The 18,785-nt window shown below is 70.3% G+C and carries 22 protein-coding genes and 2 pseudogenes; 16 read left to right on the top strand and 8 right to left on the bottom strand.

Features of this window, described 5'->3' with window-relative positions; all coding sequences use genetic code 11:
• Positions 1–62: 62 nt before the first annotated feature.
• The gene (locus tag DVH02_RS22940) at positions 63–719 is read right to left on the bottom strand and encodes a class I SAM-dependent methyltransferase (protein WP_114625708.1); all 657 of its coding nucleotides are present in this window, start codon (positions 717–719) and stop codon (positions 63–65) included.
• A gap of 253 nt (positions 720–972) precedes the next feature.
• On the opposite strand from DVH02_RS22940, the gene DVH02_RS22935 reads away from it, so the two are divergent.
• The 5 genes and pseudogenes from DVH02_RS22935 to DVH02_RS22915 all read left to right on the top strand — a co-directional run bounded on the left by DVH02_RS22935 (position 973) and on the right by DVH02_RS22915 (position 4,201).
• Positions 973–1,896: a D-alanyl-D-alanine carboxypeptidase family protein gene (locus DVH02_RS22935; protein ID WP_114625707.1), complete on the top strand. Its 924-nt coding sequence runs from the start codon at positions 973–975 to the stop codon at positions 1,894–1,896.
• Positions 1,897–2,065: 169 nt separating this feature from the next.
• Positions 2,066–2,434, top strand: a complete 369-nt coding sequence (locus DVH02_RS36980) for a DUF6879 family protein (protein WP_325051397.1) — start codon at positions 2,066–2,068, stop codon at positions 2,432–2,434.
• On the top strand, positions 2,410–3,252 hold the full coding sequence (locus DVH02_RS22925) for a helix-turn-helix domain-containing protein (protein ID WP_114625706.1): 843 nt from the start codon (positions 2,410–2,412) through the stop codon (positions 3,250–3,252). The genes DVH02_RS36980 and DVH02_RS22925 overlap by 25 nt, the downstream gene beginning before the upstream one ends.
• Positions 3,253–3,431: 179 nt before the next feature.
• Positions 3,432–3,533: pseudogene (locus DVH02_RS36360) on the top strand (NUDIX hydrolase); the annotation flags it as partial.
• Positions 3,534–3,547: 14 nt separating this feature from the next.
• The gene (locus DVH02_RS22915; RefSeq protein ID WP_233518400.1) at positions 3,548–4,201 is read left to right on the top strand and encodes a hypothetical protein; all 654 of its coding nucleotides are present in this window, start codon (positions 3,548–3,550) and stop codon (positions 4,199–4,201) included.
• 489 nt (positions 4,202–4,690) lie between these two features.
• Here DVH02_RS22915 and DVH02_RS22905 read toward each other — a convergent pair whose 3' ends face one another.
• Positions 4,691–4,927, bottom strand: coding sequence for a DUF397 domain-containing protein (locus tag DVH02_RS22905; protein WP_114625705.1), 237 nt, complete (start codon positions 4,925–4,927; stop codon positions 4,691–4,693).
• Between the two features lie 4 nt (positions 4,928–4,931).
• Positions 4,932–5,813: a helix-turn-helix domain-containing protein gene (locus tag DVH02_RS22900; RefSeq protein WP_114625704.1), complete on the bottom strand. Its 882-nt coding sequence runs from the start codon at positions 5,811–5,813 to the stop codon at positions 4,932–4,934.
• Between the two features lie 267 nt (positions 5,814–6,080).
• Between DVH02_RS22900 and DVH02_RS22895 the strand changes: the two genes are divergently transcribed.
• Positions 6,081–6,569 carry an ATP-binding protein gene (locus DVH02_RS22895; RefSeq protein WP_114625703.1) on the top strand — a complete coding sequence of 163 codons (489 nt, stop codon included), beginning with the start codon at positions 6,081–6,083 and terminating at the stop codon, positions 6,567–6,569.
• Between the two features lie 8 nt (positions 6,570–6,577).
• Positions 6,578–6,841, top strand: coding sequence for a hypothetical protein (locus DVH02_RS22890; RefSeq protein WP_147286108.1), 264 nt, complete (start codon positions 6,578–6,580; stop codon positions 6,839–6,841).
• A 31-nt stretch (positions 6,842–6,872) separates the two neighbouring features.
• Here DVH02_RS22890 and DVH02_RS22885 read toward each other — a convergent pair whose 3' ends face one another.
• Positions 6,873–7,865 carry an ABC transporter substrate-binding protein gene (locus DVH02_RS22885; protein WP_233518399.1) on the bottom strand — a complete coding sequence of 331 codons (993 nt, stop codon included), beginning with the start codon at positions 7,863–7,865 and terminating at the stop codon, positions 6,873–6,875.
• Between the two features lie 173 nt (positions 7,866–8,038).
• On the opposite strand from DVH02_RS22885, the gene DVH02_RS35655 reads away from it, so the two are divergent.
• The 3 genes from DVH02_RS35655 (at position 8,039) to DVH02_RS22870 (ending at position 9,313) form a co-directional block, all read left to right on the top strand.
• The gene (locus DVH02_RS35655; RefSeq protein ID WP_199566385.1) at positions 8,039–8,269 is read left to right on the top strand and encodes a hypothetical protein; all 231 of its coding nucleotides are present in this window, start codon (positions 8,039–8,041) and stop codon (positions 8,267–8,269) included.
• 92 nt (positions 8,270–8,361) lie between these two features.
• Positions 8,362–8,754: a helix-turn-helix domain-containing protein gene (locus DVH02_RS22880; protein ID WP_199566383.1), complete on the top strand. Its 393-nt coding sequence runs from the start codon at positions 8,362–8,364 to the stop codon at positions 8,752–8,754.
• A gap of 148 nt (positions 8,755–8,902) precedes the next feature.
• Positions 8,903–9,313 carry a VOC family protein gene (locus DVH02_RS22870; RefSeq protein WP_114625699.1) on the top strand — a complete coding sequence of 137 codons (411 nt, stop codon included), beginning with the start codon at positions 8,903–8,905 and terminating at the stop codon, positions 9,311–9,313.
• 112 nt (positions 9,314–9,425) lie between these two features.
• On the opposite strand, the gene DVH02_RS36355 is transcribed toward DVH02_RS22870, so the two are convergent.
• Positions 9,426–10,097 (bottom strand): hypothetical protein, encoded by a 672-nt coding sequence (locus DVH02_RS36355; RefSeq protein WP_233518398.1) that lies wholly within the window; start codon positions 10,095–10,097, stop codon positions 9,426–9,428.
• Positions 10,098–10,423: 326 nt separating this feature from the next.
• On the opposite strand from DVH02_RS36355, the gene DVH02_RS22855 reads away from it, so the two are divergent.
• The 5 genes from DVH02_RS22855 (at position 10,424) to DVH02_RS22835 (ending at position 16,369) form a co-directional block, all read left to right on the top strand.
• A complete protein-coding gene (locus tag DVH02_RS22855) occupies positions 10,424–11,296 on the top strand; it encodes a hypothetical protein (RefSeq protein WP_114625697.1) in 873 nt (290 codons plus the stop codon).
• A 184-nt stretch (positions 11,297–11,480) separates the two neighbouring features.
• The gene (locus DVH02_RS22850; RefSeq protein WP_114625696.1) at positions 11,481–11,936 is read left to right on the top strand and encodes a DUF7144 family membrane protein; all 456 of its coding nucleotides are present in this window, start codon (positions 11,481–11,483) and stop codon (positions 11,934–11,936) included.
• A 364-nt stretch (positions 11,937–12,300) separates the two neighbouring features.
• On the top strand, positions 12,301–13,449 hold the full coding sequence (locus tag DVH02_RS22845) for an endonuclease/exonuclease/phosphatase family protein (RefSeq protein WP_233518397.1): 1,149 nt from the start codon (positions 12,301–12,303) through the stop codon (positions 13,447–13,449).
• Positions 13,450–13,607: 158 nt separating this feature from the next.
• Positions 13,608–13,838 (top strand): DUF2630 family protein, encoded by a 231-nt coding sequence (locus DVH02_RS36350; RefSeq protein WP_267899076.1) that lies wholly within the window; start codon positions 13,608–13,610, stop codon positions 13,836–13,838.
• Positions 13,839–13,879: 41 nt separating this feature from the next.
• Entirely contained in the window at positions 13,880–16,369 is a 2,490-nt protein-coding gene (locus tag DVH02_RS22835; RefSeq protein ID WP_407697669.1) for an FUSC family protein, read from the top strand.
• A gap of 19 nt (positions 16,370–16,388) precedes the next feature.
• Here the strand turns inward: DVH02_RS22835 and DVH02_RS36345 are convergent.
• From DVH02_RS36345 to DVH02_RS36340, 3 genes and pseudogenes are all read right to left on the bottom strand, one after another.
• Positions 16,389–16,793: pseudogene (locus tag DVH02_RS36345) on the bottom strand (ATP-binding protein); the annotation flags it as partial.
• A gap of 150 nt (positions 16,794–16,943) precedes the next feature.
• Positions 16,944–17,822, bottom strand: coding sequence for an alpha/beta fold hydrolase (locus DVH02_RS22825; RefSeq protein WP_114625693.1), 879 nt, complete (start codon positions 17,820–17,822; stop codon positions 16,944–16,946).
• A 115-nt stretch (positions 17,823–17,937) separates the two neighbouring features.
• A complete protein-coding gene (locus DVH02_RS36340; RefSeq protein WP_233518396.1) occupies positions 17,938–18,144 on the bottom strand; it encodes a hypothetical protein in 207 nt (68 codons plus the stop codon).
• Between DVH02_RS36340 and DVH02_RS22820 the strand changes: the two genes are divergently transcribed.
• Positions 18,121–18,785, top strand: a 665-nt coding sequence (locus tag DVH02_RS22820) for an AfsR/SARP family transcriptional regulator (RefSeq protein ID WP_407697670.1), incomplete at its 3' end; no start/stop codon positions are given. The genes DVH02_RS36340 and DVH02_RS22820 overlap by 24 nt on opposite strands.

Below are 18,785 nucleotides of genomic sequence, written 5' to 3'. Positions count from 1 at the left end.
CCGCGAAGGACCGCCGCGAAGGGGCGCGCCAAGGACCGGATGCTGCCGCCCCGCGCGCGGGGCTACTGGGCCGGTTGCCGCGCCGCCCGCATCAGCAGATGCCCCCGGCGGAACCGTTCCCCCTCAAGCGGCTCACGCAGCATCCGGCCGACCTCGGTGAACCCGGACTCACCGGCCAGCGCCGCGAGATCGTCGATCGGCCACCGGTAGGCGGTCGTCACCTTGTGGTCGAACGCCGTGACCGGCGCCCCCTCCGACTCGAAGAAGCCGAGCAGGAGCACTCCGCCGGGCGCGAGGACCCGCCGGAACTCGGCGAAGTACGGGGGCACGTCCCGCGGCGGGATGTGAATGAGCGAATACCAGGACACGACGCCTGCCAACTGGCCGTCGGCCAGGTCCAGAGCCTCCATGGAACCGACCTCGAACCGCAGGTCCGGATGGGCCTCGCGCGCGAGATCGATCATCACCGGCGACAGGTCGACGCCGAAGACGTCCGTCAGCCCCAGATCCCGCAGATACGCGGCGACAGTCCCCGGCCCGCACCCCAGCTCGGCGACGCGCCCGGAACCCGCGGCCCGCACGGTCTCGGCGAACGCGGCGATCATCGCGCGGTCCAGCGGAAGCCCGTCGAGCGCGTCGCGGAACAACTCGGCGTAGCGAACGGCGATGGCGTCGTAGGCGTCGGCTGTCGCGCGGTGGTACGAGAGGGGTTCAGTCATAAGCGAGGACCTTAGAGCGTGCCTCACGCTCCTGGCGCATGGTTTCAGGGCGTTCGGGCACATCCGGGTGGACCGGGCACATCCGGGTGGACCGGGGAGGCGGCCGGACCACCCGACCGGGCGAGACCCTTTTCGAGGTCCGATGCAACCAGCCGACCTCACCGTGACGTTTATACGCAGAGGCCATTCACACCCCACGGGCCTCTCCAGTACGTCCGTTCCACCCAGCAATGCAGAGATGGAGCATCTCCTCTTGACCGCCAAGATACTGACCAAGCGCAGGACCGTGGCCACCTTCGCCGGTGGCGCGCTCCTCGCGCTCTCCCCCCTGGTCACCCAGACCGCCGTCGCCGCCGAGCCCGAACTCACGGTCGCCGCCAAGGGCGCCGCCCTGCTGGACGGCGACAGCGGCAAGACGCTCTACGGCAAGGACGCGGACACCGCCCGCCCCATGGCCAGCACGACGAAGATCATGACGGCGTACGTGGTACTCGACAAGGGCGCCGACCTGGACCTCCAGGTGCCCGTCAAGCAGGAGTACCGCGACTACGTCACCGAGCACAGCACCAGCACGGCGGATCTCCAGACCGGCGACAAGCTCACCGTCCGCCAGCTTCTCTACGCGGCGCTGCTTCCCTCCGGCGCCGACGCCGGCTTCGCCCTCGCCGACACCTTCGGCACCGGCGACACCATCGCGGCGCGGACCGAGTCCTTCGTCTCCCAGATGAACGAGAAGGCCGAGGAACTGGGCCTCCCGAAGACCGAGTTCGACTCGTTCGACGGTACGGGCAGCGACTCCAGCACCCCGACCGAGCTGGCCGAGCTGGCCCGGCGCGCCATGGAGAACGACACCTTCCGTACGGTCGTCGCGACCAAGCAGTACGAGGCCGAGGCCCCGGCCGCCAACGGTCGCACGCGGTACTACACCTGGAACAACACGAACCAGCTGCTCGGTTCGTACGACGGCGTCATCGGCATCAAGACCGGCTCGACGACCCCCGCGGGCGAATGCCTCGTCTTCGCGGCCACCCGCGGCGACAAGACCCTCGTCGGCACGGTCCTGAACAGCACCGACCGGTACGGCGACGCGGCGAAGTTGCTGGACTACGGGTTCGGTTCGGACATCGCGAAGAACATGAAGCTCCGCAAGCTCCCGGCGAACTCGCAGCGCGACTGATCCCGCTCCGGTTCCGACCGACACGTCCGGGCGTCCCCGAAACCTCCGGTGACGCCCGGACACCGTGCCACTGGCTCCCCGGCTGCGGGAGGCGGGTACGTGGCGGTGGCCGTGCCCGTGAGCGTGATCCAGGGCTCGTGTTTATGCGACATCGCGCATAGTCGCGTTCGTGCATGGACGCTCGTGCGTGCCCCGACGTACCGTCAGGAGCAATCGGGCTCAACAGGTCCCATCGCGACAGGGGTTGGCATGGCGCGCGAGGCGTAACAGCGACCTACCGGTAACGGTAGCGACCATTGCAATCCGGATTCTCGACGTGACCGATCGGCCTAATCCGCTGGATGGTGCGCCTGATTTCTGGCTTCTGGACAGGTCGACAGTCGTGCTCATGCACTATGCGGAGGACGGAACGCAGACGGGCCGCGAATTGCATGAGGGCGATCCTGCCCCATTCCTCGAATATCAGCGCGTCGCGGTAGCTGAATCGGTGCCGTTCAGGGAGTACGTTCAACGGTGGCCATCGAGCCTGACCAGTTAGACCAGTCTGGCCGCGAACTAGCGGCTGTGATCAAGCGGCTACGCCGGCAAGCCGGGCTCTCAGGAGTCCGGCTTGCCGTGCATTGCAACATGTCTCAGTCGAAGATCAGTAGGATTGAAGGCAACAAGTCTCGCCCCTCTCTGCTTGATGTGGAACAGATCCTTCGTGCACTGAATGTTGCACCAGCAGTCGCAGCAGAGGTGATGGCGCTTGCGCGAATTGCCCAGACGGAGTGGCAGGACGGCAGGGCGCTGCGGCGCAAAGGACTTGACAAGAAGCAACTTCAGCTGGCCGGACTGGAAGCATCCTCGAGCACGTTTCGCTACTTCTTGTTATCCATGATTACGGGCTTGCTGGCAACGCCTGCTTACGTGCGGGCAAGCCTTGGCGGCAGCCCTTCGGAGCAGCAAATAAAAACGGTTTCTCTTAAGCTGGAGCGGCAGCGAGTTCTGTTCGATCGATCGAAAAAATTCACATTTCTGTTGACTGAGGCGGCTGTTCGCTATCCATTGATTCCTCCGGATGAGCTTGCCCTGCAGATTGATCACCTCGTCTCGCTGAGCAAGCAGCCAAATATTCGAATCGGCGTTCTTCCCATGGGTACCTACCTGGGGTCCGGGGCACTCAATACGTTCACCATCTATGACGAGGTCATAGCCACGGCTGAACTTGATCTCGGGGCGATAGTTTTCCGGGATGGGCGCGACGTGAATGATCTCATTAAGAGGTTCACCAGGTACGAAGAGAAGGCTACATTCGGTGCGGACTCGCGTGCGCAACTGGCAGAATGGGCGGAAGGCTGCCGCAGTGATCTTTAGTCGATCACGCGCATAAACCGTCACCCTCCCCGGCTGGTGGAGGATTATTTTTCGTGAGGCGGGGTTCGTGGAGACCTGGGCGTGACCTGTATCCCGCGACAGAGGTTTGGTTCAGCAAAGCAGGCGTGCGACACGCTTGCCTCATCGAAAGAGTATGCGTGAAGCGAATCGTTGCTCGAATGTGGAAGCTCATTCGCGGCCCTCTGCAATGGCGTGTCCTGTGGTTCGCTCACGCCAAATTCATGATCGGCGTGACCGGCGTAGTGCGGAACGAGGTGGGCGAAACCTTCAAATGATGGCTGTCATCACCATGTACGGGCCGATGGAACGCCGGAGTCCCGAGCGCCCCGCGTTGGCCCTTCTGGACCTGCTGCGCGCGTACGCCCATGACTGCCTCCACTACGGATCGCGTCGCCGGTACGTGGACATGCGCGGCGTGCCCGTACGGACCCAGTACGGGATCAACTACCGCCGGGCAACCGGACAGTCCTACTCGGCCGCCGATCAGCGCGGAACTCCGCATACGCGAAATCTCGGAATCGTCATGGAGGGTGCGTGCGACAGAGAGGCACGCGCCATCACCCGGCAGACGGCAGAGCGCTTCGGCGTGACAGAACCCTCGGACGCCCTCGGCGCACTTTCCTTCCGGGACGTGACGGGCACGCTGACCGAGGGGGACGCCGGGCGCGCGGTGGACCTGCCGGAGGGCGAGGAGCAGACGCGATACGCGGCGGCCCTCAGCGGCTACGAGAGGGGTGTCAACCGCCGGTACTCGCGCTTCCTGGATGAGTTCGCCCCTGGAGAAGGGGGTGAGTGCCACACGCGTCTGCTCGCGGCCATCGTCAGCGGCGACGTGAGGGTGCTGGGGGCATGGCTTGACGAGCGGCACGGCCCCGGAACGTTCACGGGTCTGTTCCGAACTCCCGGTTACTTCGCGCCCCTGGCCTGACCGCGTTGGCGGCCTCTCCGGGACGGTTCGTGTGTCCTCAGTCCCGCTCCGCGCACCTCGTGACACATGAGCCTCGTGACACGTGAACCTCGGGACACATGAACCCGTGCCGCATGAACCCCGTGTACGTCCGGCCCGGAGGGACGGCCCGCTGCCTCGCGAGGTGTAAGTCATCGATTCGGCCTCGCTGTTCAGACGGGAGGAGCGGGCGTGCGACCTCCGCCTGAACGCACGGTGGGACCCGGCATGAGCGCAAGCGAAGGCGGCGCCCGGCGGGCCCCGTTACCTGTGGCCGGCCCTGTGGAATGCCCTGTGGGACCGCTCGGACGTCCCGCGCCGGTCGCGGTGCGAGCTGCTGATCACGCTGACGACGGGAGATCACGTACAGAGCCTGCTGGACGTGCTTCCCGACGACTTCGCCCCGCTGCCGAGGACGACCTCACGGGAAGAGGGGATGTGTCAGCCAACCCCTTGGCCCTGTTCCCTCGGTCAGGGAGTGGCTACTGCGGGAGGACGAGGGCTCGGGTCGGCCCTGACAGGTTCTTCTGCCTTGACGGCGGTGGTGAAGGTCGCCCAGGCGGGTGGGGTGAGGTGGAGGAGAGGGCCGGTGGGGTGCTTGGAGTCGCGTATGGCGACGGTCGTGGGTATGTTCCGGGCGACTTCGACGCACGCGTTCTCAGGGTTGCCCCCGCTGTAGCTGGATTTGAAGAACTCGTAGTTGGGCACGCGACTACAACTCCTCGATGATTGCGCTGATCAGTGTGTGGGAGTCGCGCTGTGAAAGGGCTTGCTGTGCGAGTCGTTCGAAGAACTGCCCATGCCGTTTGGCATCCGACTCTCCCTCAAGCCAGACGGCTGACGACGCGGTGTCCATGTGCACGACATCGAGTGCGCCCACTTCCGCGAACGAAATGATGTTGAAGGCGATGCCCATGGCCGGGTGGGCACCTGCGCTGTAAGGCACCACCTGCAGCTTCACGTTGGAGCGCTTGGACATGTCCAGCAGGTGCGACAGCTGTTCTTTCATCACATCGCCACCACCGACGGTTTGACGCAGCACTCCTTCATGAAGGACTACCCATAGTTCGAGCGGTCGTTCGCCCAGCAAGCGTGCCTTTCGGGCCATCCTGGCCTCGACGAACGGCTCGATCTTGGCGGGGTCGGGCCATGCGCCGCTTCCCAGGGCAAGGGCTCTCGCGTAGTCCGGTGTTTGCAACACGCCAGGTAGGACGGTGATTTCCCACGCGCGAATCTGGGTGGCGATGTCCTCCAGCGCCACGTACTCGACCAGGGATCGGAGATCGGCGTAGTAGTCCCACCAGCCCTTCGCCTTGCGGCGATCGCGGTCCACGGCCGCCAGTTCCAGTAGCCGTCCTATGACTGCCTCGTCGCGCTCCCCGTAGAGGTGGCACAGCGCACGGATGTCCGGGTCGCGCATCGGAACCAGCCCGCGTTCAATCTTCGCGACCTTGGCCACCGACGCGGTCAGCGCCTTCGCTCCGTCCGCCTGCTTCAGTCCCAGTTGCTCACGCATGCGCAGCAGTTCGCCGCTGAGCCTGCGCCCGAGAACGGTCGAGACCGACTTGCCGCGATCGGGATTCGTGCCGCCCACCCCGCTCCTCCCTCTCGTTGAGTCGCTTCATCTTGGGCCCTACGGCGCGACGAACTCAACTTGTACATAGATTTCTATGTCTCGCCATCTTGATGTCAGACTGAATCTCGCATTACGGTGAGTGCGTAACCGCTCGCACAGCGGAACCGCCCAGCGGAAGTGCACCGCCCCGCCCTGCCCAACGGCAGCCGGGGGCCCCGGTATTGCCACCGCCGCGCCATCCGTCCGTACGGGCAGCCCCCCGACCGCACATGGAGGTGCGCGTCCATGGCCTCAGACCGTGAAAACCCCGAGCCCTGCCCCGAGCCCCGCCCCGAGCCCGTGCTCCACGAGGACCGGCTGAACTACACCCCCGTCGCAGGCAGCGTCACCCTCGCTCGGCACCGTGCCGCGCGGCTCATCGCCGAGTGGGGGCATCCCGAACTCGCCTGGTCCGTCGCGCTGGTGGTGAGCGAACTCGGCACGAACGCCCTGAAGCACGGCACCGTCCGTGGCCGGCTCTTCCAGGTGCGCAGCGTCCTGCGGCCCAGCGGGCTGCGCGTCGAGGTGAGCGATCCGCGTGGTGAGCGGCTGCCGCTCGCGCGGAGCGCGGCCGACGACGCGTGCTTCGGGCGGGGGCTGAGCATCGTGACGCAGGTCGCGGACCGTTGGGGGACGGAGCCCCGGACCGTCGGGAAGACGGTGTTCGCCGAGTTCGACGTACGTCGTGGCGTCGGGACCGGCAGCGTCAACCGGGGCGGGGGCGGGGCGGGGTGATCGAGCCCGTGACCGATCAGCGGCTGTGGGGCGTGGTCGCGCTCGCCATCAGCTTTCTGGTGCTCGTGGTGTCGGTGCTGTGGGCGTCGTCGTACGACCCGCAGGAGGAGGCGCGTGCCCTGCTGCTGGAGGCTGAGTCCGACGCGGGGGCGGCGCCGGACACCGGCTCGGGCCCGTCGTACTCGTACACCTGCCACTGCCACCGCGCGCCGGTGCTCGTGACCGTACGCGCGGCTCAACTCCCGCGCCGTCGTGGGTGGGGCAGATGGTGACTACGGCTACGGCTACGGCTCCGGGCTGCGGCTACGGCTTCGACGCGACGTTCTTCTCGATCGTGTCGAGGATCCGGCCCGCGCCCGAGTAGCCGATGCCCAGCATCCACAGGTTGTCGTCGACCTTGAACGCCTTGTCGTTCTTCACGGCGTCGATGTTCTTCCAGAGCGGACCGCCGGTGATGTCCGTCTCCTTGGCCTTCTTCGGGTCTCCGTAGGTGGAGTAGAAGAGGACGTCGGCGTCGGCCTGGTCGATCTGCTCGGGGCTGACGTCGACCGAGAAGCCGTCCTTGTCCTGGTTGGCGGGCCGGCCGACCTGGAGGTCTTTGAAGAGGGAGCCGACGAACGTGTCGTTCAGATAGAGGCGCGTGTCGGCGCCCTCCACGAAGCGTACGAAGCCGACCTTGGTCTGTGCCGCCTTCGCCGGGCCGCCCAGCGCCTCGGTCACCCGCTCGACGTGAGCGGTGTAGTCGGCGACGACCTGCTTGGCCTCGGTCTTCTTGCCGAGGGCGTCGGCGTGCAGCGCGAAGTTGGCCCGCCACGGGCCGCCGGTGGACTCGGAGAAGACGGTCGGGGCGATGGCGGAGAGCGACTTGTAGCTCTTCTCGTCGCGTACCTTGCTGCTCAGGATGAGGTCCGGCTTGAGGGCGTTGATGGCTTCGAGGTTGGGTTCGGCGATGGCCCCGACCGGCTTTGTCCCCTTGAGCTTGTCGGCGGGGAGGTAGGCGGAGAAGGGGGCCTTGTCCGCGACGGTGGTGGCGCCGACGGGGGTGATCCCCAGGGTGACGGCCGAGTCCAGCGAGTCGGTGTCCAGGACGACGACCCGCTGGGGCACGTTCTGGACCTGGACGTCGCCCATGGCCGTCTTGACGGTGTGCGTACCCCCGCTGCCCGCGCCGCCGGGGGTCTTGCCCTTGGCGGCCGGGGACTCGTCTTCGCTGCCGCACGCGGTGAGCGTGACGACGAGCGCGGTGGCGACGGCGGCGGCGGCCAGGGCGATGCGGCCGGTGAAGGTTCTGGGCACGGTGGGGCCTCCCTGACGGCAGCCCGGACTCTCCCGGACCAAGTAAGGCAAACCTAATCTCCGCGCCGCCCGCGCAACAAGCCACTTTGGGGTGAAGGCCGCGTGCGGAACGGGGCGTTGGACCGTTCCGGATGGTCTGCTGGCGAGGCGGGAGACGCGGGAGACGCGGAAGCATGGCCTGGTACGGCGGCGGTCCTGGCCTCGCCCGCGAGCGCGGCGGCATCGACCACGAGCGGATGGCGCAAATGCCGGGCCACGGCCACGAGATGCCGCCGGATGACGCATCAGGGTCGAGCCACACCGTGTGCACCACGTACCTGGTTCCCGCCGCGGCCAAGGACGTACTGGTCCCCTGGTCGGAAGACGACGGCGGGCCCTCCATCTGGACCTTCCCCACCGGCTGACTCATCCCGTGTTCACCCGCTTCATCTTCGGCACGCGAAGAACGCGCGAAGAACGCGCGAAGAACGGGAGAAGAACGTGATGGGATGGCGCCGTGAGCCGGGCCGCAGAGGACACCAACCGCCGCATGCTCAGGGCGCGGGACGCGATGGACCGCGACTACGCGCGACCGCTGGACGTCCCGGCGCTGGCGCGGATCGCGCACGTGTCACAGGCGCACTTCACGCGTACTTTCCGGGCCACGTTCGGTGAGACGCCGCACCGTTATCTGCAACGGCGCCGCATGGAGCGGGCGATGTTCCTGCTGCGGGAGACCGACCGCAGTGTGACGGACATCTGCTTCGAGACCGGCTTCACCAGCCCCGGCACCTTCAGCCGCACGTTCCGCGCCATCGTCGGCCGGTCACCTCGGACGTACCGCAAGGAGGCGAAGGCCGTGAGCGTGCCCACGTGCTTCACGATGGCGTGGACCCGCCCGAGCGCCTGACCGTCAGACCGCTCGGCCGGGCCGTCGCGCCGCCGGGCCGTCGCGCCGCCGGGCCGTCGCGCCGCCGGGCCGCCGCGCCGTTCCTCCGCCCGCCGACTGAGCAGTTTCGGATAAGTTCTCGCCCCGGCCGCCCACTAGCGTGAGTTCCATGTTCAATGCCATCACGCAGTCACAGATATACGTCCTCGACCAGGACCGGGCCCTCGACTTCTACGTCGGCAAGCTGGGCCTGCACGTCACCGCAGACGTCGAGTTGGGCTCCATGCGCTGGCTGACCGTCAGCCTTCCCGGCCACCCGGAGCGCCAGATCCTGCTGGAGAAGCCCGGCGCTCCCGCGATGTCGGAGGAGACGGCGGAGCAGGTGCGCGAGCTGGTGACGAAGGGGGCGATGGGCGGCTGGCTCATCTTCACCACCAGCGACTGCCGCAAGACCTACGAGACGCTGCTGGAGCGGGGAGTGGAGTTCACCGAGGAACCGACCGAGCGCCCGTACGGGATTGACTGCGGCCTGCGCGACCCCTTCGGCAACCGAATCCGCTTCACCCAGCCGAAGAGCTGAGGCCCCGGACGGCAGAGCCGAGACTCCGGGCGGCAGACCTGGGACCCCAGCCGAAGAGCTGAGGCCCCGGACGGCAGAGCCGAGACGAGACCGCCCCGGACGGCGCAGGTGATCAGCGCGTGCGCGGGCGTGGGCGCGTGCGGGTGCGCGGGCGCGGGCCCGGCGGCGCGTTCTCGGAGTTCTCCCGCGTCCGCGTGGGCTCTGTCGTGTACAGCCGGTAGAACACCGCAGCCGTCGTGCACGCCGCCACGAACAGCCCGAGCCCCGACGACGAGAAGACGCTGTGCCCGGAGAGGCACATGAGGAAACCGATCGACGCTCCGGTCACCGCGCCCCAAGCCGCGGCGCGCAGTTCGCGCGGCAGGGAGTGCTGTACGAGGAGAAGCCCCACGAGCAGCGCGACCAGCACCGCTCCGGAGACCAGCGCCAGCGCGAGCTGGCCGTTCGTGGCGGGGCCGCCGTCGCGTGCGATGGCCGCCGCGTAGGCACCGTAGACGATGCCGAGGAGGAGCGGCAGCCCCAGCGCGAGCGGCGACAGCCGTCGGCGTGCGCCGTGCGCGACGGCAGGCGTGGCACCGCGCGCGACGCCGTACGGGGCGCGCGGCGCGGAGGCGTGCGCCGGGGGGTCGTACCGTGAGGCGCCCTGCGGTACGGTCCCGCGCCCGGGGGCCGCGGTCCGGTGCGGCGCGGTCCGGTGCGGCGCGGTCCGGTGCGGCGCGGTCCTGTGGGGGGCGTGCAGCCACGAGGCGCGGTGGCGCGGCGGCGTCCGTACGGGTGTGGCCATGGTGGGGAACTCCTTCCCTACGCCCCCGCTTCCCCCCTCTTCACCTCTCAGGTCTTCTCTCCAGGGCACACCCGGCACCCACGCACGTCAACCCCAACGCCCACCGCCCTCACCGGGTCGGCGGCGCCCCGCTCGCGTCCGCCGCGTGCGCGCCATCCCCTTGAGAGGTGCGGACCTCTCGGATCTCTCGCCTCTCGCGTCTCTCCTTCGCTCCCCTGCCCTCGACCCCGTCCTCCCCGTCCTCCCCGGATCCTTCGTCCGGTTCCTCGCGCCCCTCGCCGTCCCCTTCTCCGGCCGGTTCTCCGGCCGGTCCCGCGCACCCCAGCGTGGCCTCGCGCGTCCTGTCGGCCCTCTCCACGACCCTGATCGTCCTGCTGGCCGTCCTCACCCCCGTCAGCGCGGTCGCGGCCTGGTCCGATCTGGAGATCGGCGACACGGGCCGCTTCGTCGCGACCATGGCGCCGCTCGACGCCGACCCCCACGTCCAGCGGGCGGTCGCCGACCGGATCACCGACGAGGTCATGGCCGAGGTCAAGGTCGGCCCGCTCCAGCAGGCCGTACGTAACCTCCTGCACGACGCCGTGCTGTCCTTCGCGACCACCGACGCCTTCAAGAACGCCTGGCGTACGGCCGTCCGTGCCGCCCACTCCGCCGCGCAACAGGTCCTGAGCAGCGGCGGCGACACGGTCACGATCGATCTGGCGCCCATCACCGAAGAGGTGAAGAAGCAGCTGATGGCCGACAACGTGCCCTTCTCCGACCGGATCCCCGTACGGCACGCGGACGACATCACCGTTCTGGAGGCCAACGGGCTCGGGGTCTGGCGCGATGTCGCGCAGTGGCTCAGGGCCGCCGGGATCTGGCCGGCGGCCGGGACGGTGGTGGCGGCGGTCGCGGCCGTGCTGTTCGCCGGGCGCGGCGGGCGGGCGCGGGCGCTGATCGGCGTCGGTTCCGCGTGCGCGATCGGCGCGGGGCTGCTGGTCGTCGCGGTCGCCGTGGCGCGCGGCTCGATCCTCGCGGACCTGCCCGACGACGGCGACCGGGCCGCCGCCCGCGCCATCTACGACGCGTTGACCATGTCGCTCCGGACGGCTGCCTGGTCCCTGCTGGCCGCCGGGCTCGTGCTGGCCGTCGGCACGTGGGCCACCGGGCGGCTCCGGGGTACGTGGCACGCCAGGACCCGCTCAAGCGGAGGGTGAATCCGCAGGTGGGAAGGGGGACACGCTGGGTTTTACTGAATCTTTATACCGATACCGCCCGGTCGAATGTCCCTTTTGTTCCATCGGGAGCACCATGGTGGTTATGAGCCAGAACACAGCACACAGGCCCCCCACCACAGGCACGGGCATGGGCACAGGCACCACCACTGGCACAGGAAGGGGCATGAGTACGTCCGGTACCGGCACCGGTTACGGCGCGGGAACCGGCGCGCATGCCGAGCGAAAGGCCGCCTGGGCTGTTGGCGGCAGCATCCTTGCCGGTGTCCTGCTGCTGGTCACAGGGGCGACCAACATCCTCCAGAGCATCACGGCGATCCGAAGGGACTCCTTCCTCAACGGCGTCTCCGGGTACGCCTACCGGTTCAACATCACCTCGTGGGGCTGGATCCACTTCGCGATCGGCGTTCTGCTCGTCGTCACGGGTCTGGCGCTTCTCGCGACGCGCCACAAGTGGGCCAGGTACCTCGGTATAGGCATCGCGGCGCTGAACCTGGTCGCGCAGTTCATGTACCTGCCGTACCAGCCGGTCTGGGCGGTCGTGGGCATGGCGCTGTCGGCGTACCTCATCTGGGCGCTGGCCACCGAGCGGGGCGGACTCGGATCCGGTGTCAGAACCTGACGCCCACCGTGGTCCACGCCACCTGAAGCCAAGCCACTTCCCCCACTTCCCCCACTCCACTCCACTCCACTCCAACGGAACACACCCCCACCATCCGATCCGACACACGTATGCGTATACGGGAGCAGCGGCCGACGTCGCTGGTCCCGTATACGCATACGTGTGTGTACGGGGGCCTTGTACGGGGCCTTGTACCGGGCCCTTGTACGGGAGACGTTGTACGGGGAGGCCCTTCCCGCCCTTCCCGCCGTTCTCGCTCCTCCGCACGCAACTGCCGTTCGCCGCGCCGCGTCTGACCCGAAAGACGATGAGAGGGTCAGGTCGCCAAGGCCGTAGCGGCCCGCCGAGCGAGAGGCACTTTCCCTTGAATGCCCAGGATCCCGAGCTGCCGCCCACGGCGCAGGCCCCCACCGCGCACGTCTCCATGGAGCGGGCAGAGCGGGCACCTACCGCGCGCCCGCTCCATGTGCGGCTCCTGACCGGCGTCACGGGGCTGTTCCTGGTCGGTGCGACGCTCCTCGTCGGCTGCCGGCTGCTGGGCGTCGACGGCGTCACGCCCGTACCGCAGTTGCTCGCCTTCCTGCCCTGGCTGCTGGTCCCGGTGGCGCTGGCCGCGCTGTTCGCCGCCCTGCTGCGCTGGCGTACGGGGACGATCTGGGCGCTGGTGCTGCTCGCCGCCACGGGGTGGACGTCACGTACGTACGACGCGTACGACACGGACGACGACGCGTCCGGCACGTACGCCACCTCCACCTCCGGCAGCGCCACCGGCACCCCGGGCGGCGGCACCCCGGGCGGCGGCACCCCGGGCGGCGGTACCCCGGTCCGGCTGCGGGTGCTGACCTCCAACGTCGAGTTCGGGCAGGGGACGCTCGGACTCATCGACACCATCCGCCGTGAGAAGCCCGACCTGGTGTTCGTCCAGGAGTGCGAGTTCCTCTGCGCGGGCCTCCTCGCCGACCGGATCCCGAGCGCCGACTACCCGTACCGCAACGTCGTCAAGGCCAGCCGCGCCGAGGGCTCCGCGATCCTCTCCGTCTATCCGCTCACCGAGGCCGACGGCGTCGAGGGCACCCTCGCCATGCCGGGCTCGGCCGCCCGGATCGGCGACCGTACGGTCCACCTCCAGCTCGCCCATCCGCTGCCGCCCATCCCCGGCATGGTGGACGACTGGCGCGCCGAACTGGGCGCCGTGCGTACGTACGCCGCCGCGCACAAGGGCGCAGGACCGGTCATCGTGGCGGGCGACTTCAACGCCACCCGGGACCACGCGCTCTTCCGCGCGCTGCTCAAGGACGGCGGGCTGCGGGACAGCGCGCTGCTGGCGGGGGCCGGCCGCACGCCGTCCTGGCCGTCGCAGCTGCCCAGGCCGCTGGGCGCGCAGATCGACCATGTCCTGGTGAGCGGCGACTTCTCCGTACGGGACGCCCGCTTCATCGACCTCGCGGACACGGACCACCGGTCGCTGCTGGTCGGGCTGGAGCTGCGCGCGGCCGACATGCGGGTGCCGTAGTACGGCGTGAGGATCGAGGCATGGACGCCACGAACCCGCCTCCTGACAGCGGAAGACCAGGAACGGCGAACCCACAAGACAGCCCACACGACAACGCCCACGACAACCCACAAGACAGCCCACACGACAACAGCCCGCACCGGGGCGGCGACGACAAGATCCTCCGCACCATCGACGAACTGGTCGCGGAGGAGCGCACCCTGCGCTCCCGTTCCACCCGGCGCCTCGGCCTCGCCGACGACGAGCAGCAGCGGCTGCGCTCGGTCGAGGTCCAGCTCGACCAGTGCTGGGACCTGCTGCGCCAGCGCCGCGCGAAGTCCGAGTTCGGTGAGAACCCGGACGAGGCGGCGGTCCGGCCCGCGGGCGAGGTCGAGGGGTACCAGGGCTGAGACCGCAACGGCTCGCCCCGCCCGCATGGCTCCTCGCCGCCGTGCGCCCCCAGCAGGCCCGCGTCCCCCGGGCCGCCGTCGCGCGTGCCTCGGTCGCCATGGCCGCGCCGCTGGCGGTCGGCCTCGCCACGGGCCGGACGGCGTACGGCGCTCTCGTGTCGATGGGCGCGCTGTTCGCGCTCCTCGGCGACACCGCCGACGCCTACCGGATGCGGATCTTCAACATCGCGCTTCCGCAGCTCTTCGGCGCCGTCGGCGTCACGCTCGGCGCGCTGGTCCTCGGCCGGGGCTGGGTCGCCGTCGGGGTGCTGACGCTGATCGCGCTGGTCTCCGGGATGATCTCGTCGATCGGCGCGGTGGCCTCGGTCGCCGGGCTGCTCCTGCTGATCAACGCGGCGGTGGGCGCGGGCCTGCCGATGCCCGAGCCGTGGTGGATGGCCCCGCTGCTGCTGTCGCTGGGCGGGCTGTTCGTGCTGGTCCTGTCGCTGCTGGCGTGGCCCCTGCGCGGCCGGGGCCCCGAGCGGGCCGCCGTCGCGGGGACGTACCGCGCGGTCGCGGACCTGCTGGAGGCCGTGGGTAGCGGGGGCGGCGGGGACGGTGGGGACGGTGGGGGTACGGACGGTACGGGGACCCCCGGCACGGGCAGCGCCGACGCGTCTGCGACCGGCGCGTCCTCGACCGGCACGTACACCGCCAGCACGTCCGCGACCGGCACGTCCGCGACCAGCGCGTACGCCGCCAGCACGTACGAAACGAAGCGCCACGCCGTCACCGCGTCGCTCAATCAGGCGTACGACCTCGTGCTCGCCCGTCGCGCGCGCGAGCACGGCCGCTCCGCCCCGCTCGTACGGCTGCTCGCCCAGCTCAACGTGATCATCCCGCTGGTCGAAGCCACTCCCGCCGCCCACCTCACGGGCGGACGCGGGCCGCTGCCCGCCGCGGTCCCGGCTGCCGTACGGGAGCTGGCCGACGCGGTCGCCACCGGCAGCTCCGGCGGCCCGCCGCCGAAGCTGCCCGCGCCCACCACCACCGCCGAACGCGCCGTCGACCTCGCGCTGCGGCACGCGGCGGCGGTGGTCCAGCGGACGGAGGGGGCCGGAGTCCGAGAGGCCGGTGCCGCACCCGCTCCCGTCGGCCTTGAGGACGACCGGCTCGGCCGCCCCGCCGCCCTGCGGGTCCGGGCCCGCCGCGCCACGCGCGAGGCGCTGCTGTCCGGCGCGTCCTGGCGGTACGGGCTGCGCCTCGCGCTCTGTGTCGGCCTCGCCCAGGCGCTGGTCTCGCTCGTCGCGGTGGAGCGCTCGTACTGGGTGACGCTCACCGTCACCTTCATCCTCAAACCGGACTTCGGCTCCGTCTTCTCGCGCGCGGTGCTGCGCGCCCTGGGCACGGTGGCCGGGCTCGTCGTCGCGGCGGCCGTCCTGTCGGCGACACCGCGCGGCTGGTGGGACGTGGCGGTGATGCTGGTGCTCGCGGGGATCGTACCGGCGGTGTCCGCGAAGGGGTACGCGTTCCAGACGGCGGCCATCACCCCGGTGATCCTGCTGCTCGCCGACATCCTCGGCCACCAGGGCTTCGAGCTGGTCCTCCCGCGCTTCGTGGACAGCATGATCGGCTGCGCCATCGCCCTGATCGCGGGCTATCTGCTCTGGCCCGAGAGCTGGCACACCCGGGTCGGGACCCGGCTCGCCGACACGGTCGAGGACACGGCGCGCTACGTACGGTCCGCGTTCGAGCCCGGCGCCGACCAGGCGGAACGGGTACGTCAGCGCCGCCGTATCTACCGCGACCTCTCCGCCGTACGCACCGAGTTCCAGCGCGCCCTGACCGAACCCCCGCCCACCGGCACCCGCGCCATGGCCTGGTGGCCGCTCGTCGTCGCGCTGGAACGCGTCGTGGACGCGACGACGGCCGCCCGCGTCCGCGTCAACCACGGCGCCGCGCCGCCCGCCCCGGCCGAGACCGCCGGTATCGAGCGCGAGTTGCGGGAGCTGGCCGACGGCATGCGGGCGGACCGGACCCTGACCGGGGTACGGGTCGCACCCGACGCGCCCTCGGCCCCCGGGACCGGTCCGGGCGCCGGGACCGGCACCGGCGGTGACCCCGGGGGGCTGCTCGCGCCGCTGCGGCAAGAGGTACGAGCGGCGCGCGCGATCGTGTCCCCGGCTACCCCGGCTACCCCGGCTACCCCGGCTTCCCCGGATCGCCCGCCCGGTCTCAACGACCGGGCTGGGACGCCCGGTCGAGCAGGTCGGGCGGCTCGGGCCGCTCGGGAAGGTGGGTCCGGCACCCCGGACCGGCCGGCCCGGTACGGTCGGCACGGCCGACGGAACCCCCAGCACCCACCGAGCCCGCAGGACCCGCGAGACCCGAAGGACCCACCGAGCCCGCAGGACCCGCGAGACCCGAAGGGCCCACCGAGCCTGCAGGACCCGCGAGACCCGAAGGGCCCACCGAGCCCGCAGGACCTGAAGGACCTGAAGGACCTGAAGGACCCACCGAGCCCGAAGGACCCACGGGATCCGCCACCTTGAGCATGACCCAGACCCGTTTGCCCGGCCCGCGCCGCGGCGCCACACCCCAGTCGTCGGCGAGCGCCGCGACGAGCGCGAGCCCCCGCCCGCACTCGTCGTCCAGATCGGGGATGCGCGGACGCGGCAGATAGTCCCCCGCGTCCTCGACCTCCAGCCGGAACAGCCCCTCGCCGTGGTGGAGGGTGACGGCGACCTCCCGGCCGGGCGGACTCCCGTGCCGTAGTGCGTTGGTGACAAGCTCCGAAAGGAGGAGCGCGGCCGTATCGCCCTGCTCCCCCGGGAACCCGAAGTCCCGATGGAGGATCTCCCGGGCCCGCCCGACGCTCCTGGGATGGCTGGGCAGCCGGAAGGTCACACAGTGGTCGTGCCGGCGGCTCTGTTCGTCCTGGTCGTACTGATGGCGCTGTTCACCGTCGTGGTTCATAGGGACAGACCTTCCCTGTGACACGACTTTTACTTTCCGTGTGCGAAAGGTGACTCTGAGCATTCGTGTCTGACGGTCGATCGATTCGACAACACCCCTGGTATCAGAGGGCGTTGTACGTCGGCCGCGCGCGAGAAAACCTGGCGGACGTCAGCGGGTGAGCAGGTCGCGGAGTGCTCCGGCGACCTCGGAGGGCGCTTCCTCCGCCATGAAGTGGCCGCAGGTGACGCCCGTGTGCCGCAGGTCGGGGGCCCAGGCGCGCCAGAGGGCCGCGGCGTCGAAGCCGAGCGCCGAGCCCCAGTCCTGCTGGAGCACGGTGACGGGCATCCGGAGCCGGTTGCCGGCGGCGCGGTCGGCGCGGTCGTGTTCGACGTCGATGCCCGCCGAGGCGCGGTAGTCGGCCACGATCGAGTCCACCGCGTCGCGGCAGGCGGCCAGATAGGCGGCGCGGATGTCGGCGGGGATCGCGTCCGGGTCGTTGACCCAGATGTCGAGGAAGTGGCCGAAGAAGGCGTCGGAACTGGCGGCGATCATCCGCTCGGGCAGGCCGGGCGGCTGGGCCATCAGATAGAGGTGGAAGCCGACGGCCGCCGTGGTGCCGTGCATCACGTCCCACATGTCCAGGGTCGGCAGCACGTCGAGCGAGGCCAGGTGCGTGATCGCCTCGGGATGGTCGAGCGCCGCGCGGATGGCGACGAGGGCGCCCCGGTCGTGCCCGGCCAGCGCGAAGCGCTCGTGCCCCAGCACGCGGGCGAGCGCGACGATGTCGGCGCCCATGGTGCGTTTGGAGTAGGTCGCGCTGTCCGCCTCGGCGGGTTTGTCGCTGGCACCGTACCCGCGCAGGTCCGGGCAGATGACCGTGTGGTCGGCGGCGAGATCGGCGGCGACGTGCCGCCACATCAGATGGGTCTGCGGGAAGCCGTGCAGCAGCACGACCGGGCTGCCCACGCCGCCGACGGCGACGTTGAGCGAGACGCCGTCGGCGACGGGGACGCGCTGGTATACGAAGTCCGCGATGACAGGAGTCATGGTTCTGTCCTCATCTCTTGCCTGGGGCTTCCCAGCCTGTCGCGCGCGGATGAGCGTCCTGTCAGCACCGCGCTATACCGTGGCCGGAAGGGGCGGACGCCTCGGGAAAGGACGGTCACCGGTGCGGGTCGTGTTCGGCGTGCTGGGGCCGGTGACGGCCTGGGACGTCGACGAGGACGTTGACGTTGATGTTGACCGAGGCGGCGTTGACGTTGACCGAGGTGGCGTCGACCGGAGCGGCGACGCCGACCGGAGCGGGGACGGCGGGGACGGCGACGTTGCAGGGGGCGGGCGCGCGATCGCGCTGAAGGGGCCGCGGCACCGCGCGGTGCTGGCCCGGCTGATCGTCGCCCGCAGGCGCGTCGTCCCGGTGTCCCGGCTGGTCGAGGACCTGTGGACGGAGGGCGACACGCCCCCGGGCGCGGTGGGGGCGGTACGTACGTTCGTGGGCGCGCTGCGCCGCGCGCTGGAGCCGGAGCGCCCGCCCCGGGCCCCGGCGCGGCTGCTGGTCACCGAGGGGCCGGGGTACGCGCTGCGCGCCGAGCCGGGGGCGGTCGACGCCTGGCGCTTCGAGCGGGCGGTCACCGATGCCGCGCCGCTGCCTCCCCGTGACGCGCTCGCGCGGCTCGACGAGGCCCTGGGGTGGTGGCGCGGACCCGCGTACGCCGAGTTCGCCGAGGAGCCCTGGGCGCGCGCGGAGCGCTCCCGGCTGGCGGAGCTGCGGCTGTACGGGGTCGAGCGGCAGGCCGAGGCCAGGCTCGCCCTCGGCCTGGCCGCGCGCGCCGCGCCCGACCTGGACGCGCACGTCGCCGAGCACCCCTGGCGCGAGGACGCCTGGCGGCTGCTGGCGCTCGCGCTGTACCGCACCGGCCGCCAAGGGGACGCGCTCGCCGTGCTGCGCCGGGCCCGGGTCCACCCCCAGCTGTCCGACCAGGAGCGCGCGGGCCCGGCGCAGCACGGCGA

Origin of the sequence: Streptomyces corynorhini (assembly GCF_003346515.1) — a bacterium.
Taxonomy (GTDB): domain Bacteria; phylum Actinomycetota; class Actinomycetes; order Streptomycetales; family Streptomycetaceae; genus Streptomyces; species Streptomyces corynorhini.
This window is presented reverse-complemented; position numbering and strand designations above follow the sequence as displayed.

What these genes read in the sequence shown, in the direction of transcription:
- DVH02_RS22850 (WP_114625696.1), top strand. Translation starts at nt 11,481, where the DNA reads ATGAGTACGTCCGGTACCGGCACCGGTTACGGCGCGGGAACCGGCGCG.
- DVH02_RS22870 (WP_114625699.1), top strand. Translation starts at nt 8,903, where the DNA reads ATGTTCAATGCCATCACGCAGTCACAGATATACGTCCTCGACCAGGAC.
- DVH02_RS22895 (WP_114625703.1), top strand. Translation starts at nt 6,081, where the DNA reads ATGGCCTCAGACCGTGAAAACCCCGAGCCCTGCCCCGAGCCCCGCCCC.
- DVH02_RS22940 (WP_114625708.1), bottom strand. Translation starts at nt 719, where the DNA reads ATGACTGAACCCCTCTCGTACCACCGCGCGACAGCCGACGCCTACGAC.
- DVH02_RS22825 (WP_114625693.1), bottom strand. Translation starts at nt 17,822, where the DNA reads ATGACTCCTGTCATCGCGGACTTCGTATACCAGCGCGTCCCCGTCGCC.
- DVH02_RS35655 (WP_199566385.1), top strand. Translation starts at nt 8,039, where the DNA reads ATGGCCTGGTACGGCGGCGGTCCTGGCCTCGCCCGCGAGCGCGGCGGC.
- DVH02_RS22915 (WP_233518400.1), top strand. Translation starts at nt 3,548, where the DNA reads ATGGCTGTCATCACCATGTACGGGCCGATGGAACGCCGGAGTCCCGAG.
- DVH02_RS36355 (WP_233518398.1), bottom strand. Translation starts at nt 10,097, where the DNA reads ATGGCCACACCCGTACGGACGCCGCCGCGCCACCGCGCCTCGTGGCTG.